This is a genomic window from Shewanella metallivivens, from assembly GCF_028750675.1.
GTDB classification, from domain to species: Bacteria; Pseudomonadota; Gammaproteobacteria; order Enterobacterales; family Shewanellaceae; genus Shewanella; species Shewanella metallivivens.
This window is the reverse complement of sequence record NZ_JAQQPZ010000013.1, coordinates 44,441-59,554: the sequence shown is the minus strand read 5'-3', so window position 1 is coordinate 59,554 and position 15,114 is coordinate 44,441. Positions and strand designations below refer to the sequence as shown.

At 42.7% G+C, this 15,114-nt stretch carries 14 protein-coding genes; 8 read left to right on the top strand and 6 right to left on the bottom strand.

Annotated features, from left to right (window positions below; all coding sequences use genetic code 11):
- Positions 1–167: 167 nt before the first annotated feature.
- From PQR79_RS12955 to PQR79_RS12945, 3 genes are read left to right on the top strand one after another with little or no spacing between them, the layout of a single operon-like run.
- Complete coding sequence (locus PQR79_RS12955) at positions 168–629, top strand: NfeD family protein (protein ID WP_238106496.1); 462 nt, start codon at positions 168–170, stop codon at positions 627–629.
- A gap of 47 nt (positions 630–676) precedes the next feature.
- On the top strand, positions 677–1,606 hold the full coding sequence (locus PQR79_RS12950; protein WP_238106497.1) for an SPFH domain-containing protein: 930 nt from the start codon (positions 677–679) through the stop codon (positions 1,604–1,606).
- Positions 1,606–2,544: an SPFH domain-containing protein gene (locus PQR79_RS12945; RefSeq protein ID WP_238106498.1), complete on the top strand. Its 939-nt coding sequence runs from the start codon at positions 1,606–1,608 to the stop codon at positions 2,542–2,544. Before PQR79_RS12950 ends, PQR79_RS12945 begins: the two co-directional genes overlap by 1 nt.
- A gap of 86 nt (positions 2,545–2,630) precedes the next feature.
- On the opposite strand, the gene PQR79_RS12940 is transcribed toward PQR79_RS12945, so the two are convergent.
- Positions 2,631–3,509 carry a LysR family transcriptional regulator gene (locus PQR79_RS12940; RefSeq protein ID WP_238106499.1) on the bottom strand — a complete coding sequence of 293 codons (879 nt, stop codon included), beginning with the start codon at positions 3,507–3,509 and terminating at the stop codon, positions 2,631–2,633.
- Between the two features lie 199 nt (positions 3,510–3,708).
- Between PQR79_RS12940 and uvrD the strand changes: the two genes are divergently transcribed.
- The 4 genes from uvrD to PQR79_RS12920 all read left to right on the top strand — a co-directional run bounded on the left by uvrD (position 3,709) and on the right by PQR79_RS12920 (position 8,976).
- On the top strand, positions 3,709–5,892 hold the full coding sequence (gene uvrD, locus PQR79_RS12935) for a DNA helicase II (RefSeq protein WP_238106500.1): 2,184 nt from the start codon (positions 3,709–3,711) through the stop codon (positions 5,890–5,892).
- A gap of 36 nt (positions 5,893–5,928) precedes the next feature.
- Positions 5,929–6,789 carry a 4-hydroxybenzoate octaprenyltransferase gene (ubiA, locus tag PQR79_RS12930; RefSeq protein WP_238107183.1) on the top strand — a complete coding sequence of 287 codons (861 nt, stop codon included), beginning with the start codon at positions 5,929–5,931 and terminating at the stop codon, positions 6,787–6,789.
- Between the two features lie 33 nt (positions 6,790–6,822).
- Positions 6,823–7,752: an alpha/beta hydrolase gene (locus PQR79_RS12925; RefSeq protein ID WP_238106501.1), complete on the top strand. Its 930-nt coding sequence runs from the start codon at positions 6,823–6,825 to the stop codon at positions 7,750–7,752.
- Positions 7,753–7,956: 204 nt separating this feature from the next.
- Complete coding sequence (locus PQR79_RS12920) at positions 7,957–8,976, top strand: hypothetical protein (protein WP_238106502.1); 1,020 nt, start codon at positions 7,957–7,959, stop codon at positions 8,974–8,976.
- Positions 8,977–9,032: 56 nt separating this feature from the next.
- On the opposite strand, the gene PQR79_RS12915 is transcribed toward PQR79_RS12920, so the two are convergent.
- From PQR79_RS12915 to ubiD, 3 genes are all read right to left on the bottom strand, one after another.
- Positions 9,033–9,611 (bottom strand): nucleoside triphosphate pyrophosphohydrolase family protein, encoded by a 579-nt coding sequence (locus PQR79_RS12915; RefSeq protein ID WP_238106503.1) that lies wholly within the window; start codon positions 9,609–9,611, stop codon positions 9,033–9,035.
- 112 nt (positions 9,612–9,723) lie between these two features.
- A complete protein-coding gene (fre, locus tag PQR79_RS12910) occupies positions 9,724–10,422 on the bottom strand; it encodes an NAD(P)H-flavin reductase (protein WP_238106504.1) in 699 nt (232 codons plus the stop codon).
- A 78-nt stretch (positions 10,423–10,500) separates the two neighbouring features.
- Entirely contained in the window at positions 10,501–11,982 is a 1,482-nt protein-coding gene (ubiD, locus tag PQR79_RS12905; protein ID WP_238106505.1) for a 4-hydroxy-3-polyprenylbenzoate decarboxylase, read from the bottom strand.
- 141 nt (positions 11,983–12,123) lie between these two features.
- Between ubiD and PQR79_RS12900 the strand changes: the two genes are divergently transcribed.
- Positions 12,124–12,678 carry a hypothetical protein gene (locus PQR79_RS12900; RefSeq protein ID WP_274408534.1) on the top strand — a complete coding sequence of 185 codons (555 nt, stop codon included), beginning with the start codon at positions 12,124–12,126 and terminating at the stop codon, positions 12,676–12,678.
- On the opposite strand, the gene PQR79_RS12895 is transcribed toward PQR79_RS12900, so the two are convergent.
- Together PQR79_RS12895 and PQR79_RS12890 are read right to left on the bottom strand one after the other, a co-directional pair.
- On the bottom strand, positions 12,648–13,976 hold the full coding sequence (locus PQR79_RS12895) for a diguanylate cyclase domain-containing protein (RefSeq protein WP_238106507.1): 1,329 nt from the start codon (positions 13,974–13,976) through the stop codon (positions 12,648–12,650). The genes PQR79_RS12900 and PQR79_RS12895 overlap by 31 nt on opposite strands.
- Before the next feature lie 3 nt (positions 13,977–13,979).
- Positions 13,980–14,945, bottom strand: a complete 966-nt coding sequence (locus PQR79_RS12890) for an ABC transporter substrate-binding protein (protein ID WP_274408533.1) — start codon at positions 14,943–14,945, stop codon at positions 13,980–13,982.
- Positions 14,946–15,114: the final 169 nt, after the last annotated feature.

Below are 15,114 nucleotides of genomic sequence, written 5' to 3'. Positions count from 1 at the left end.
CATGATGTGACATCAGACCTTGGGATAACTGATTGATACTGTTATGTTATCGAATGTTAATGAGCCGATGACATTATACTTACTGATTATTTGACATAATATGTCGCAATAATAAAAATCAGCTGATATAGTGAATGCAAGGCATGCTCATTTTATGAGGAGGATTTATGGAGCTTTCTAATCCGATTGCGGTTTGGCTCGTGCTAGGGCTGTTATTAATGCTGTCGGAAATTATTGTTCCGGGAGGTATCGTCATTTTACTTGGCGCCGCCTGTGTGATTGTGGCTTCAGCGCTAGCACTTGGGATTATCGAGGGGTTTGTGCAAAGTATGACGCTTTGGTTTATGGCTTCAATGGTGCTGTTACTGAGCTTTAGGCATGTTACGCAACGTTTGGTGGGCGGTGATGCTCATGTTGCTAATACCGATGAAGAAGCCGATTTATATAATCAAGTCGCTACTGTAAAAGAAGCCATTGGCCCAGGGCAACAAACCGGCAGAATCCACTGTTTAGGTTCTGATTGGATTGCTTTGGGTGATGGAACAGAAATCAAAGTCGGCAGTAAAGTGAGAATTATTTGCCGAGATAACATCGGTTTTGTGGTTGAGCCCATTATCGACTCAATTTAGGTTTACAGGATAGGGAAGCGTAAACCACATTTTAATAAGGAGTGAGTATGTTTGTGTTAACCGTCGCATTTTTATTTATTTTATTCATTTTATACAAGTTGATGCTGATTGTGCCTATGCGCGAAGTGCATGTAATAGAGCGTCTCGGTAAGTTTCTTACTGTATTAGAGCCAGGGTTTCACTTTTTAGTGCCGTTTGTGGATCGGGTTGCTTATCGTCATGATACGCGCGAAGAAGTATTAGATGTACCGCCGCAAAGCTGTATATCAAAAGACAATACCCAGCTTGAAGTTGATGGTTTGGTTTACCTCAAAGTGATGGATGGTAAGCTTGCCAGCTACGGGATTGAAAATTATCGCCGCGCAGCCGTTAACCTCGCGCAAACTACCATGCGTTCAGAAATCGGTAAGCTGACGTTATCTCAAACCTTCTCTGAGCGAGACAGTTTGAATGAGTCAATTGTGCGTGAAATTGACAAAGCCTCCGATCCATGGGGGATTAAAGTATTACGCTACGAGATTAAAAATATTACTCCTTCACGTCATGTTATTCATACCCTTGAAAAGCAGATGGAAGCAGAGCGTAGTAAGCGCGCTGAAATTACCTTAGCTAACGCTGAAAAAGCTGCGATGATAAATATGTCGCAAGGTGAGCGCCAAGAAGCGATTAATTTATCAGAGGGACAAAAACAACGTCGCATCAATGAGGCAATTGGTACCGGACAGGAAATTTCAATCGTGGCCAATGCGAAAGCTGAAGGCATGGAAATGATTTGTAAGGCATTGGCGATAAATGGTGGTAACGATGCGATGAATATGTTGCTTAAAGAGCAATTTATAGGTCAAGTGGGTAAGATTTTATCAGAGGCTCAAGTGTCAGTTGTCCCGGCTGAAATGGCCAAGCTGGAAGGTTTTTTTGAAGGCATGGAGCAAGTGACTCACGCGGTGAGTAGCCCATCAGCAAAAGGAGCACGCTAATGTCAATAAATGGAGTAGATACAGACTTTGCTGTCATGATTATTTGGGGCGCAATTTTTGCTATTTTTGTGCTTAAGTTGTTTCAGTCAATTCGTCTTGTACCGACTAAGTCAGCTTATATTGTTGAACGTTTAGGTAAGTACCACAGCACTTTAGACGCTGGATTTCACGCACTTATCCCGTTTATAGACAAAGTCGCTTACATTCATGATTTAAAAGAAGAAACCATCGACGTACCACCACAAGAATGTTTTTCAAGTGATGAGGTTAACGTTGAAGTCGACGGGGTGATTTATATTTCGGTTACCGATCCGGTTAAAGCCAGTTATGGTATTACCGACTACCGCTACGCCGCGATTCAGTTGGCTCAAACCACTACGCGGTCGGTTATCGGTACGTTAGATTTAGACCGTACTTTTGAAGAGCGTGATTTAATTTCAGCCAAAGTCGTTGAAGTACTCGATGAAGCCGGTTCGATGTGGGGCATGAGAGTGCACCGTTATGAAATTAAAAATATTACCCCGCCCGAAACGGTTAAAAATGCCATGGAAATGCAGGTGAACGCAGAACGTGAACGTCGTGCATTATTGGCCAAAAGTGAAGGTGACAAGCAAAGTAAAATTAATCGCTCTGAAGGTGTGATGGCTGAAACCATTAACCGCTCAGAAGGTGAAATGCAGCGTCGTATTAATGAAGCAGAAGGTAAGGCGCAAGAGATTTTAACTTTGGCTAAAGCCACCTCTGAGTCGATTGAGCGTTTAGCCGTGGTGATATCAGCTGAAGGCGGGCAAAGTGCACTGCGTATGCAGCTGGGCGAACAATATATGCGTCAACTTGATGGCTTAAGTAAACAAGACAGCCGCATTGTGTTACCGGGCAATTTAGTCAATTTTGAATATTGGATGGACAGTATTGGGCTAAAAGACGATAAAAAATAGGTATCAAAGGTTAGTCGAAAGACATAAACGGGTCAGCATTGCTGGCCCGTTTTTATGCTCTTGATTAAGCCGTGTATGTGTGCAAATTAAGTTAATTTAACGGTTTCGGTAAGGTGCTCAGTAAACACTTTAGCGACGGCAGATAAGCGGTTTTCTTTTGGGTAAAGAATATTAATGTCAGTAAAACCAGCGCTGAGTTCTGGTAATACATTGACTAATTGTTGGTTTTCGACAGCATCAACAGCAATGATTTTTGGCAACAGAGTAATGCCGGCACCACCTAAACAGAAATGGTAAAGGGAGTTGTAGTCACTGCATATAATTTTGTAATTTGCACTGATTTGCACATGCTGAAACTGCCATTGGTGCTCTAATATGCCTTCGGCAGAGCGATAGCCCAGTAAGGAGTGATAGTGTAAATCATCAATGGTTTCAATCACGGATGATTTTTCTAAATACACGCTGCTGGCATACATCTTTCGCTCAAATGTCATGAGCTTTTGCTTACTGATATTGTCTTTACTGACATCGCCAGTGTTAATCATGCAATCTAAATTTAAGCGTTTAATGTCTTGATGATGCCCAGGCACAATCATTATTTCTAATTGTACTTGCGGGTAAGTATGAATAAAGTGGGCAATGTGCCGGTCGATTAACTTGTCAACAAATGGCTGTAAACCAACGGTTAACTTACCTTGAACCTCATCATGTCTGTGTTTAAATACCTCGCCAGCATGATTGAGTTGATGCACTAATGGCGTGATTTGGGCTAAATAGCGTTTCCCCGATGCAGTTAATGTCATTACACGGGTCGTGCGGGTAAACAAGGGGGCACCGAGCTGCTTTTCTAGTTCGGCAATACGGCGGCTGACAAGTGCACGGCGGGTGTTGAGCACGTTCGCCGCCTTAGAAAAGCTGCCTAATTTTGCCACGGCAATAAACAGCTCTAAATCTTTGATGTTCAATGTGTCTGCCTAAATCGGTATATTCATTTGTATAGTAATTTTGGTGTCTGCCATTGTCAATTTAGTGCCATGTTTGTGGTGGTTAATAATGATTTTGTTATCGATGTATCAGCCCCGTCATTGCGCAAATAGGCAAACTATTGCACGCCATTTATGGGCTAAATGATATATAATGCCTCGCAGATTTCTGGGAGGAAGAATGGACGTATCATCATTATTAGACGGCCTAAACGACAAGCAGCGTGAGGCAGTCGGCGCGCCACTTTCAAATATGTTGGTGTTAGCGGGGGCCGGCAGTGGCAAAACCCGTGTGTTAACCCATCGTATTGCGTGGTTAATGCAAGTGGAACAACAAAGTCCATATTCTATTTTAGCCGTGACTTTTACCAATAAAGCTGCTGCAGAAATGCGTGAACGTGTTGAAAAAGTGGTTGGTACTAACATGGGGCGGATGTGGATAGGCACTTTCCATGGCCTCGCTCACCGGTTATTACGCACTCATTATCAAGACGCAAATTTACCGCAAAGCTTCCAGATTATTGATTCAGATGACCAGTTACGTTTATTAAAACGTATCTTAAAAAGCCTTAATTTAGACGAAAAGCAATATCCCCCACGTCAGGCTCAAGGCTACATTAACGGTAAAAAAGACCAAGGTTTACGCCCTAAGCATATTGATGCAGGTGGCTTTCCGATTGAGCAAAATTTATTAAACATTTATAAGGTTTATCAAGAGTCATGCGACCGTGCAGGTTTGGTCGATTTTGCCGAAATTTTATTGCGTGCTCATGAGTTATGGCTTAATAAACCGCATTTGTTGGCCCATTATCAAGAGCGTTTTCGCCATATTTTGGTGGACGAGTTTCAAGACACTAACGCGATTCAATATGCGTGGATCCGCGTCTTAGCCGGCAATAGCGCCAATGTGATGATTGTGGGTGATGATGACCAATCCATTTACGGCTGGCGTGGTGCACAAATTGAAAACTTGCACCGCTTTTTAAAAGACTTTCCCGGTGCCTCGACAATCCGTCTAGAGCAAAATTATCGTTCAAGTGCCAATATTCTTAATGCGTCTAACTCATTAATTGCCAACAACCCAGACCGTTTAGGCAAAGAGCTTTGGACCGAAGATAAAGATGGCGAACCCATTTCAGTCTATTGCGCGTTTAATGAAATGGATGAAGCTAAATTTATTGTTGGTCGTATTAGCGACTGGCAAGAAAAAGGTGGCAGTTTAAGCGAATGTGCGATTTTGTACCGCTCAAATGCACAGTCTCGTGTGTTGGAAGAAGCCTTCTTACATAAAGGATTAGCTTATCGTATATACGGTGGCCTTCGCTTCTTCGAGCGTCAAGAAATCAAAGATGCCATGGGGTACATGCGTCTTATTAATAACAAAGATGATGATGCCGCATTCGAGCGCGTGGTTAACACGCCAGCTCGTGGCATTGGCGATCGTACCCTAGACATTGTGCGCTCAACCGCTAGACAAAATCAGTTAACCCTATGGCAAGCCAGTGTGCGCTTGTTAGCAGAAAAAGTCCTTGCTGGCCGAGCCGCTAATGCCGTGAATAGTTTTTTAGAGCTCATTATTTCAATGCGCACCGACACTGCCGATATGTTGCTGTATCGCATGGCCGATAGCGTGATTGAACGCTCTGGCTTGCGAGCTATGTATGAAGCTGAAAAAGGCGAAAAAGCCCAGGCGCGGATTGAAAACTTAAATGAATTAGTCACAGCAGCGCGCAGTTTTGAAATGCCAGAAGAGCTTGAAGATATGGGGGAGTTAAATGCCTTCTTGTCGCACGCGGCGTTAGAGGCTGGCGAAGGTCAAGCAGATGCTTTTACCGATGCCGTACAGCTAATGACATTGCATTCGGCCAAAGGTCTTGAGTTCCCTATGGTGTTTATGGCCGGTGTGGAAGAAGGGATTTTTCCGAGTAAAATGGCCCTTGATGAAGGTGACCGCTTAGATGAAGAACGTCGTCTTTGTTATGTCGGTATGACCCGCGCAATGCAGAAACTTTACATTAGTTATGCTGAATCTAGGCGTATTTATGGCCGTGAAGATTACGCGAGCCCGTCACGTTTTATAAATGAAATCCCAGAAAAGTACGTGGAGCAAATTCGCTTGCGTGCCCAGGTTGCTCCATCGATAAGCCAACGTTTCCCTGCGCGTTCAAGCAGTGCTTCTCATGCGCCAAGTGGGATAAACTCAACGGGTTACAAAGTGGGTTCAAAAGTGAAACACTTTAAGTTTGGCGAAGGGGTTGTAACTAATTTTGAAGGGGCTGGTGAAAAAGCTCGAGTACAAGTTAATTTTAGTGATTTTGGCAGTAAATGGTTGTTAGTGTCACTGGCTAAGTTAGAACGCTGTTAAGGAGTGAGTGTGCAATATCACGGAGAGACAACATCAATGTCATTACCTGACAAATTACGGGCTTATGCTCGCTTAATGCGCATTGATCGACCTATTGGTACACTACTTTTGTTCTGGCCATGTTTAATGGCGTTGGTGTTGGCCGCACAAGGTATGCCTGATACTAAAGTGTTGATTATCTTTATTATTGGTGTGGTGATCATGCGCGCCAATGGCTGCATTATTAATGATTATGCTGACCGCAATTTAGATGCCCATGTTGAGCGTACCAATATGCGCCCTCTTGTGTCAGGAGAGGTGAGCACCAAAGAGGCATTAAGCCTATTTGTTGTGCTTGGTTTGGCTGCATTTAGTTTGGTGCTTTGGCTTAATATGCTGGTGGTGCAGTTATCGGTGGTGGGCATTATTTTGACCGTCATGTACCCGTTTATGAAGCGGGTAACCAATATGCCGCAAATGTTTTTGGGCATTGTATGGAGTTGGTCAATTCCGATGGCTTATGCCGCGCAACTAGGCGAAGTGCCGGTTGAAGCCTGGTGGTTGTTTATGGCTAATTGGTGCTGGACTGTAGCGTACGACACCATGTATGCGATGGTCGACCGTGACGATGATTTAAAGGTGGGGATTAAGTCTACTGCCATTTTATTTGGCCGCTTTGATCGGCAGATTATTGGTTTATTTCAATTCGCGGCTTTAGGTTGTTTTGTGATGGCAGGGGTGATGGCCGGGCGTGGTGTGATTTACGCTTTAGGTATTGCGAGTTTTATTGGCTTTGCAGTATACCAGCAAGGGTTAATTTACCGCCGTGATCGTGCACTTTGCTTTAAGGCTTTTTTAAATAACAATTGGGCTGGGATGATACTGTTTATCGCATTGTCGTTAGATTACCTTGTTTAGCCTTGTTACTGATATTGGCATGGATGCTTGAGCATGATGAATAGGGTATACCGCTTAGTTGGCTTGTTGTGTTGTGGTTATTTATCACTTTATAGTTCAGTTGTCAGTGCTGAAAACAGCCACAACACACAATCAAAAAGTGCGAGTCAATGGGCTGATGCTTATGCTTCCTCAACGGCAGTGAGTATTCCTCGTACCCAGCAGTTTATGCTTAAAGATGCTAGCCGTGATTACCCAGTGATGGTCAAATTACCTAAAGATTATCAACAAAATAGCACTCACTATTATCCGGTTATTTACATGACTGACTCCATGTACAGTTTGCAAGTGGTATCTGGTGCGACGCGATTTCCAATGAACAGCAATGTGATGCATCAGGCGATTTTGGTGGCTATTGGTTACCAAAAGGGCAGTAAAGGAGCGTCTAGTCGTATTAGGGATTACACCCCAAGCCATGATCCGAGTTGGAAGCTCAACACGGGTGAGGCAAATCGACATCTTCACTTTATTCGCGACACTGTAATGCCTTTTGTTGAACACCAATATCGGGTTGATACCCAGCAAAATACCTTGATGGGAAATTCGCTCGGCGGGTTATTTGGTGCATATGTGTTACTGGAGCAACCGACATTATTTACTAATTATGTGCTGGGCAGCCCTTCGCTGTGGTTTGACAACAAGCACTTGTTGCAACGCTTTATTCAAGACTTTAGCCAAACTCCCGCGATATCCGCTAAAGTCTTTATTGGTATTGGCGAATTAGAAAGGCCTCCGTACACAGTCGATAACCATCAAATGGTGGCCGACGCGCAAACATTTTATCAAATCCTTCAATCTCACCCTTCTGCTCAAACGGGCGCATTACAATTAAAATTATTGGTGATCCCTGAAGCGGATCATTCAATGGCATTTCCAACAACAGCTATCCATGGTTTATCGTGGTTATTTAAACGCGCGGATTAGCTCAAGCTAGTTAAAGTGAACTCATACGTATCGGTTATTTCCTGTAACAACTTAGTTTGAAGTCTTCTCGTTAATGCTGACGTTTATTGTTATGTTAACAACTTGTTTAAATTTATATTGCCACAATATCAATACCTAACCTGAGTTAAGGTGACTTAGAACACGGTATTAATGTGATTGAAATCGCCCAAGGATGAGTATTGAATGAGAGCAACAATAAAGTACCGGTTAGTATTTTTAGCCTTAATGGTAATCAGTTTCGTGATAGGTGTTCACTGGACGCCAGAGACGTTAGCTAGCGATGCTGACAAACGAGCTTTGTACCTTATTTCTGCATTGTATTTTGTATTACTGCCATTGAGTTATTGGTATTGCATTATTAAAAAGGGTGCTCAAAAACTGTGGAAGTTAATTATTATTTTGAGTTTAAGCAGCCTAGTTGCTCGGTTAAGTTTTCCTGCTGAAGTGGCGCACTATTTTGAGTTTATTGCCTGGTTACGCTATCCCATCATAGCCGTGTTACTCATCATTGAATTGTATTTAGTTGTGAGCGTGGTACGCGGTTTGTTTAAGGTGCGTAAACTGAAAGGTGACCCTCGAGTGGGCGCGGTTGAAACCTACCGTGAAGGCGATGATAAAAGTTTAACGATTGCGCTGATTATGGCGAGCGAAGCGACAAACTGGTTTTATGCTATTCCGTGGTTTTCACGCAATCATCCGCCTGCCATTGCCAACATTAACCTTAAGAGTGCCGCGCGCTGGCATGTGTGGTTGATGTTAACCGGTTGCATAGTTGCATCTTGTAGCAGTTATTTTTTATTGGTGTCGTGGAGCGAGTGGGTGGCGATTATTGTCTCGAGCATTATCGGCTATACCTTAATGTCTATGGTAGCTAATCATAGGTTGTCACGTTATTACTCGTTGTATTTAATGAGAGATAACTTGGTGATTAACAATTCTTTATGGGGCTTTATGGTGATTAATCTTACTGATATTGCCGATGTCACAAATCAGCCGTTAGCCGAAATACATCAGGAGGATTCTGAGACGATAAGCATTGGTGGCGGGCAAAGTAACGTTACTATTAAGCTAAATCGCCCGGTTATTTACCATGGCGGTATGGGGCAGTTACCCGAACCGATGACAGTGATACATTTGAGTGTTGATGAGCCGCAGCAGTTAATTAATACACTCAATAACGCTAGATTATTGGAAACGGCATAAAACTCATAAAAAATGCGCATATTAAGCGCATTTTTTTATGGGCTAAATAAGTGCTATTAATTTTGCACTAAGCTCGTCAAGTCTGCTGGGCGGTAATAAACCGACTTTAACACTTTGCCCTGACGAACCACTTTCCCCCCCATATCGACATCTTTAGCGCACTTAGCGATGATAAACTCGCCTTTTTTACTGCCAACAATCTCAACACCTTGTTGGGCGTAATGGGCGATGGTTTCATTGAGCTCTTGCTCAGTGCGGCAAACCTTACTCATATTACTTGAGTGGACTTCATCCCAACATTTTATGAAGTCTATTTTGCGGTTTTTAGCCACGTTCAATAGTAAATCGATAAGATAGCTTATCTCGATGCGATCGCTCACTTGAGAAGCGCCTAGGTGTACTAAACGGCCCATTAATACATACACTGAGTCTACGATGGCATCGGCTTGTTCAATACGCGAATCCGCTTCTGCCAACTCGGTCATTTCTTCAATAATTAAAGAGGTGTGCAGGGTGTCAGCCTGGTCATCTAGGCTTGTTGAATCGTTCACCGGTAAATCAAAGGTGCTGCGAAACTCAAAAATGTCTCGATATAGGTGGTCAAAAATAGGTTGGCTTAATTGGCTGAGTTTCATCGGTCTACCTTAATCGTCAAAATGTCTAAAAATGATAAATTGAATGCGATAAAAAAACCGACAAGGTTGCCGGTTTTTGTGGGCGTAATGAGCAGTAATAGGCGCTCAATACTTACTTAATAAATGCGAAGGCATCACCATATAAGTGAGCTTCTTCAACCCCAAGTTCGCGGAACAGCTCTCGTGCAGCGCCAACCATGTCAAAACGGCCCGCGATGTATATGTCGTAACCATTTAAGCTGATAAAATCATGCTTAATTTGTTCCAGTAGGTTGGCTTGTTTGCCTTGCCAGGTGTCGCTGAACTCTTCGATGGTTGGGATAAACTCTAGCCATTCGTTTTCTGTATGCCATTTACGGGCAATTTCTTGATAGTACATGGCATCTTCATTGCGGCAACCCCAATAAAACTTGGTGTTGACGGTTTCACCATTAGCAATTTGCTGCTCTACAATACTTTTGATGTACGAGAAACCTGTGCCGCCGGCAATTAAAATGCGTGGTCTGTGGCTGTCGCTACGTAAAAATGCATCACCAGCAGGGGCTTCAATGTCGATATAAGTAGCAGTTTTTAGGCGCTCTACTACTTGCATTGGGTAGCTTTCGCTTACTGCAGCGCCAATATGTAATTCTATTAATTCAGCATTAGGTGCAGAGGCAATAGAAAAAGGACGTTTGTCTTTTTCACCCATGACCACACTCAAGTATTGGCCAGCCTTAAAGTCAAAGGCGGTTTCTGGTTTTAGCAACACTTGGTAAACCGCGTCATTAAACGGGGTGACTTTTTCAATCTGACAACGAATGGTTTTCATCTAACGTCCTTTAAGCCCTTTTTAAATATTTTTAATCACGTCATTATAGCCAATCAACCTCACAGGGGATCACTTTGGCTACAACGTCGGTATGTCATCTATGCCGAGATCATCCCACATTTGATCCACTTTTTGCTTCACTTCTGGGTCCATTACTATGGGGGTACCCCATTCGCGGGTGGTTTCACCGGGCCATTTATTGGTTGCATCTAAGCCCATCTTTGAACCTAACCCCGCCACTGGTGAGGCAAAGTCGAGATAATCAATTGGAGTATTATCAACCAACATGGTATCGCGGGTTGGGTCCATGCGGGTAGTAATGGCCCAAATGACATCTTGCCAGTCACGGCAATTGACATCTTCATCAACGATGACAATAAACTTAGTGTACATAAATTGGCGTAAGAAAGACCACGCGCCCATCATTACCCGTTTTGCATGCCCTGGATATTGCTTGCGGATTGAGATGACGGCCATGCGATATGAGCAGCCTTCTGGCGGTAAATAAAAATCAATAATTTCTGGATATTGCTTACGTAAAATCGGTACAAACACTTCATTTAATGCGACACCCAACATGGCGGGCTCATCAGGTGGACGGCCGGTGTAGGTACTATGATAAATCGCATCTTTACGATGAGTGATATGGGTTACCGTAAATACTGGGAATGAGTCGGTTTCATTGTAATACCCTGTGTGATCGCCATATGGGCCTTCTTCTGCGGTTTCATCCGGGTCGATATAACCTTCTAAAATGATTTCGCTGGTGGCGGGGACTTCTAAATCACAGCTAATGGCTTTACAGACTTCGGTGCGCTCGCCGCGCAGTAAACCGGCAAAAGCGTATTCGCTCATGGAATCTGGTACAGGTGTTACAGCGCCTAAAATAGTGACAGGATCACTGCCTAATGCCACTACCACAGGATAACGCTCGCCGGGGTGTTGTTGTTTAAAGTCTTTAAAGTCTAACGCGCCGCCACGGTGATCTAACCAGCGCATAATGAGTTTGTTTTTACCCAATAATTGTTGACGATAAATACCTAAATTTTGGCGTTTTTGTCGTGGGCCTTTGGTGATGGTTAATCCCCAGGTGACGAGTGGCGCAACATCTCCTGGCCAACAGTGTTGGATAGGTAAGGCGGTGAGATCAACCTCATCTCCTGTTTTAACTACCTGCTGACAAGGCGGATTCCGCACTGTTTTAGGCGGCATATTTAATGCTTGCTTAAACATTGGGATTTTCGCAATAGCATCTTTAAAGCCACTTGGTGGTTCAGGCTCTTTTAAAAAAGCTAATAACTCACCGACTTCACGCAGTGCAATGGGGTCGTCTTTGCCTAATGCCATCGCAACACGTTTTGGGGTACCAAATAGGTTAGCCAATACAGGCATGGTGTGATTGGTTGGATTTTCGAATAACAGCGCGGGACCGCCCGATCGTAAAACACGATCAGCAATTTCAGTCATTTCTAAATAAGGGTCAACAGGGTGACTAATACGTTTGAGCTCACCATTGGCTTCTAAATGCTCGATGAAGCTGCGTAAATCCTTAAAACTCATGGTTACCGCCTGAATATCAAATCCAATATGGCGCGCACTATAGCATTTTTCTAATATAGGGTTAAGCAAAATGGTGCATATCGACTTTGTCGAGACTTAGCGTAAAATAACTTATATCGATGAGCTTGTGAGAGGTGAGTTATGCGCATAAACAATTCCCGAGTATTACTGAGTACCGCTCTAGTTAGTGCTTGTTTGTGTGTCTGTAGTATTTTACCTGCTCAGGCTAAAGCACCACTGAATGATGAGCGGCTTAATCGTGAGTCTCACCCAACGGGAGGGCAGCATCATCGGCCTAAGTATCAGTCCCATATGCGATACGATCCTTGGCGTTGGGGGGTGGGTTGGAACAACTATGGCTGGGGCCCAAGTGTTGGTATTAGTTGGCATAATGGTATGAATAGCCACTTGAATTATAGCTGGGGTATCAACCATTATCGGGGGGGTTACCCATACAATGCAGTAAGCTTGGCACCCAGCACCCACTATCGCTCGGTTGAGCCGCCTGCTACGCTCAAGGCTACGCCACTATACACCACAACACACACTGAAGTGAGCAGTGGCTTGAGCCGTTTACCTGAAAACGCTAAAGCGATTCAAACTGCCAATGGTACTGTTTATGAGTGGCAAGGGGTTGAGTATTATTTTGATTGGACTACGCAAACTTACGAAGTGGCTAAAATCGTGACTCCGTGATCGCCTGCGTAGTAGCAATAGTCGAGGTGATTAGCTGCTTTTGCTTGATACATTGCCGTGTCTGCAGCGCTAATGAGTTCACGGCTACTGAGTCCATTCTTTGGCAATATGCTAATACCAATGCTTGCACCTACTTCTAGTGTGTGATCTGCAATCTTGATTGGTTTTTTTATTGTATTTAATAGTTGCTCAATTTTTTGATCAATATTTATCGGTTCAGTGATTAAATCGAGCCATACTACAAATTCATCACCTCCGAGCCTGCCGGCTATATCTGTTGATCTGAGGCTTTTTATTAAGCGCTGGGCAATGGTGACAATGACTTCATCACCAATACTGTGTCCTAAGGTGTCATTAATTTGTTTAAATTTATTGAGATCGATAAACAATAGCGCGGCTTGATCATCAGAACGTAAATCTCTGGCGATGGCATTGTCGATTTTTTTAATAAAGGCGCGCCGATTAAAAATACCAGTTAATTCATCATGCTCAGCCAAAAAAATCAATCGTTCTTGTTGCTCAATGAGTTTATAGGTTTGCCGATCAACCTCTTGTTTAAGGCTATCCTTTTTAACGGTAATTTGAGTAAGAGATTGTTTCATCAAGTTAAAATTATGTGCTAGCGCAGACAGTTCATCTGCATCGTTAAACACAATTCGACTGGTTAAATCACCTGAAGCGAGCGCTTCCATACCACTATTTAACGAAGCGAGACCTTTTTTGAAACGGGTTAAGGTCATAAATGACCATGCTGTGACTAATATTGCGAGTATGAGTAATATGACGCCGACTAACCATAAAAGGGTTTGTTGTTTAGTTTTGGCTTGAGTGACTGATAATTGGTGTAAACGGAACATTTCTTCGGTCATCTCTTCAATGACCATGCTGTACTTTGCTTTAAATAAACGTTCGGCAGCTAATGTGATTGGCTGAACCGCTTGTGGATTATGATAGTTATTTTGGGTATTAATTAAGGTTCTCACATTGGTATTAAGCCGATTAATATTTTGGATAATGAGCTTTTGTTGTTGATCCCAATCAATGTTTTGCGACAACGCTGCTGCTAATTCAGCCTGTCGATTATTCAGTTCAGTTAATCCTTGTTCATCAGTGTATTCTTGATACAACCAAAGTTGACTTCGTAAACTGTCAATAATGAGTTGCAGCTTCATGGAATAATTAAGCTGTCGATATATTTGTTGCTGATAATTATGCACCTGCACTAGCGATAGTCCGACAACAAAAGTCAGTATTGAGCAGAGCGTCGCGGTGAGTTTAAGGCGCTTAGATAGCATCATGATTTACCAGCCCGCCTCTTGTGATGTATAGGTTTCAAGAAGTTGTCTATCAAATATGAGTCTAAAATCGACACGGTTTTCTCGTGGAACTAATTGATTGTCAATTGCCCACTGGCTTTGGGTTTGAATTTTGGAAAATAGTGCATTACTCAGTGACAGTCTAAAAGTGTAGTCGCTCCACGAGTATTTTAATTGTTGGGCGTCTATTTCGAGTGTTTGGCTGATAACTTGTTGTGCTTGTTTTGGGTGTTGTTGAATAAACTCCGTGGATTCATTAATGGCTTTGAGTAGCGCCAGTTTTTGGTCTTGTTTAATAGGAGAATCTTTTAGGCCAATCAGATTAAATGATAAATGGTATAAACCACGACTGTTAATGATTTCGGGTGAGTGAGACATTTGTTTAGAGAGCAAATAACTCAGTGGCTCCCACGCTGAAATGATATCCACTTTGTCATTTAACAGGGCGGGTAAAAGTTGGTCAGAATTTAAATAGACTCGCTGAATTGGCTGCTGAGTTTTATTGTACATAATTAACAAGCTATCTAAAAAAAACTCACTGGCGCTGCCTTTGATAATTCCAATTCGAGCATTAGCTAAATTATTGAGGTGCTTATATTTCTGCGGATTAAGGCTCAGTAACTTGACGTCATTATCTGTTTCAACAAAGCTCGCCAACACCGAAAAATCGGTGCGTTTAAAGCTATTAAACATCACAACGGTTTCTGACGAGGTTGCAAAGTCTACCTCATGATTAATCATGGCATTAAAGCATTCTACTCCGCCCTCAATGATGACTAATTCAACGTTTAAATTATTTTGTTCAAAATATCCTTGTTGCTGTGCAATAAATAATGGCGCCGATAAAGGGGTGTTTGATACGGCTATTTTGATAGGCTTTCGCAATGCTTTAGATGCGAATGCATTGTTTGAAGGCTCGCAACTGGTTAAGCAGGCTATTATGCTTAGCATAAATAATATGTATATAAACTTAGCAAGCGGTGTTGTCATTAAATACTGTTTGTAGGTGGACGGTAGGTTAAGTGTAGTGAGTGTATATAAATTTGAGATAAATATTGTCAATATTTTTACTTTATCAGTACTTTATACTCCAAATGTAAATCAAAAGTATTAATTAAAA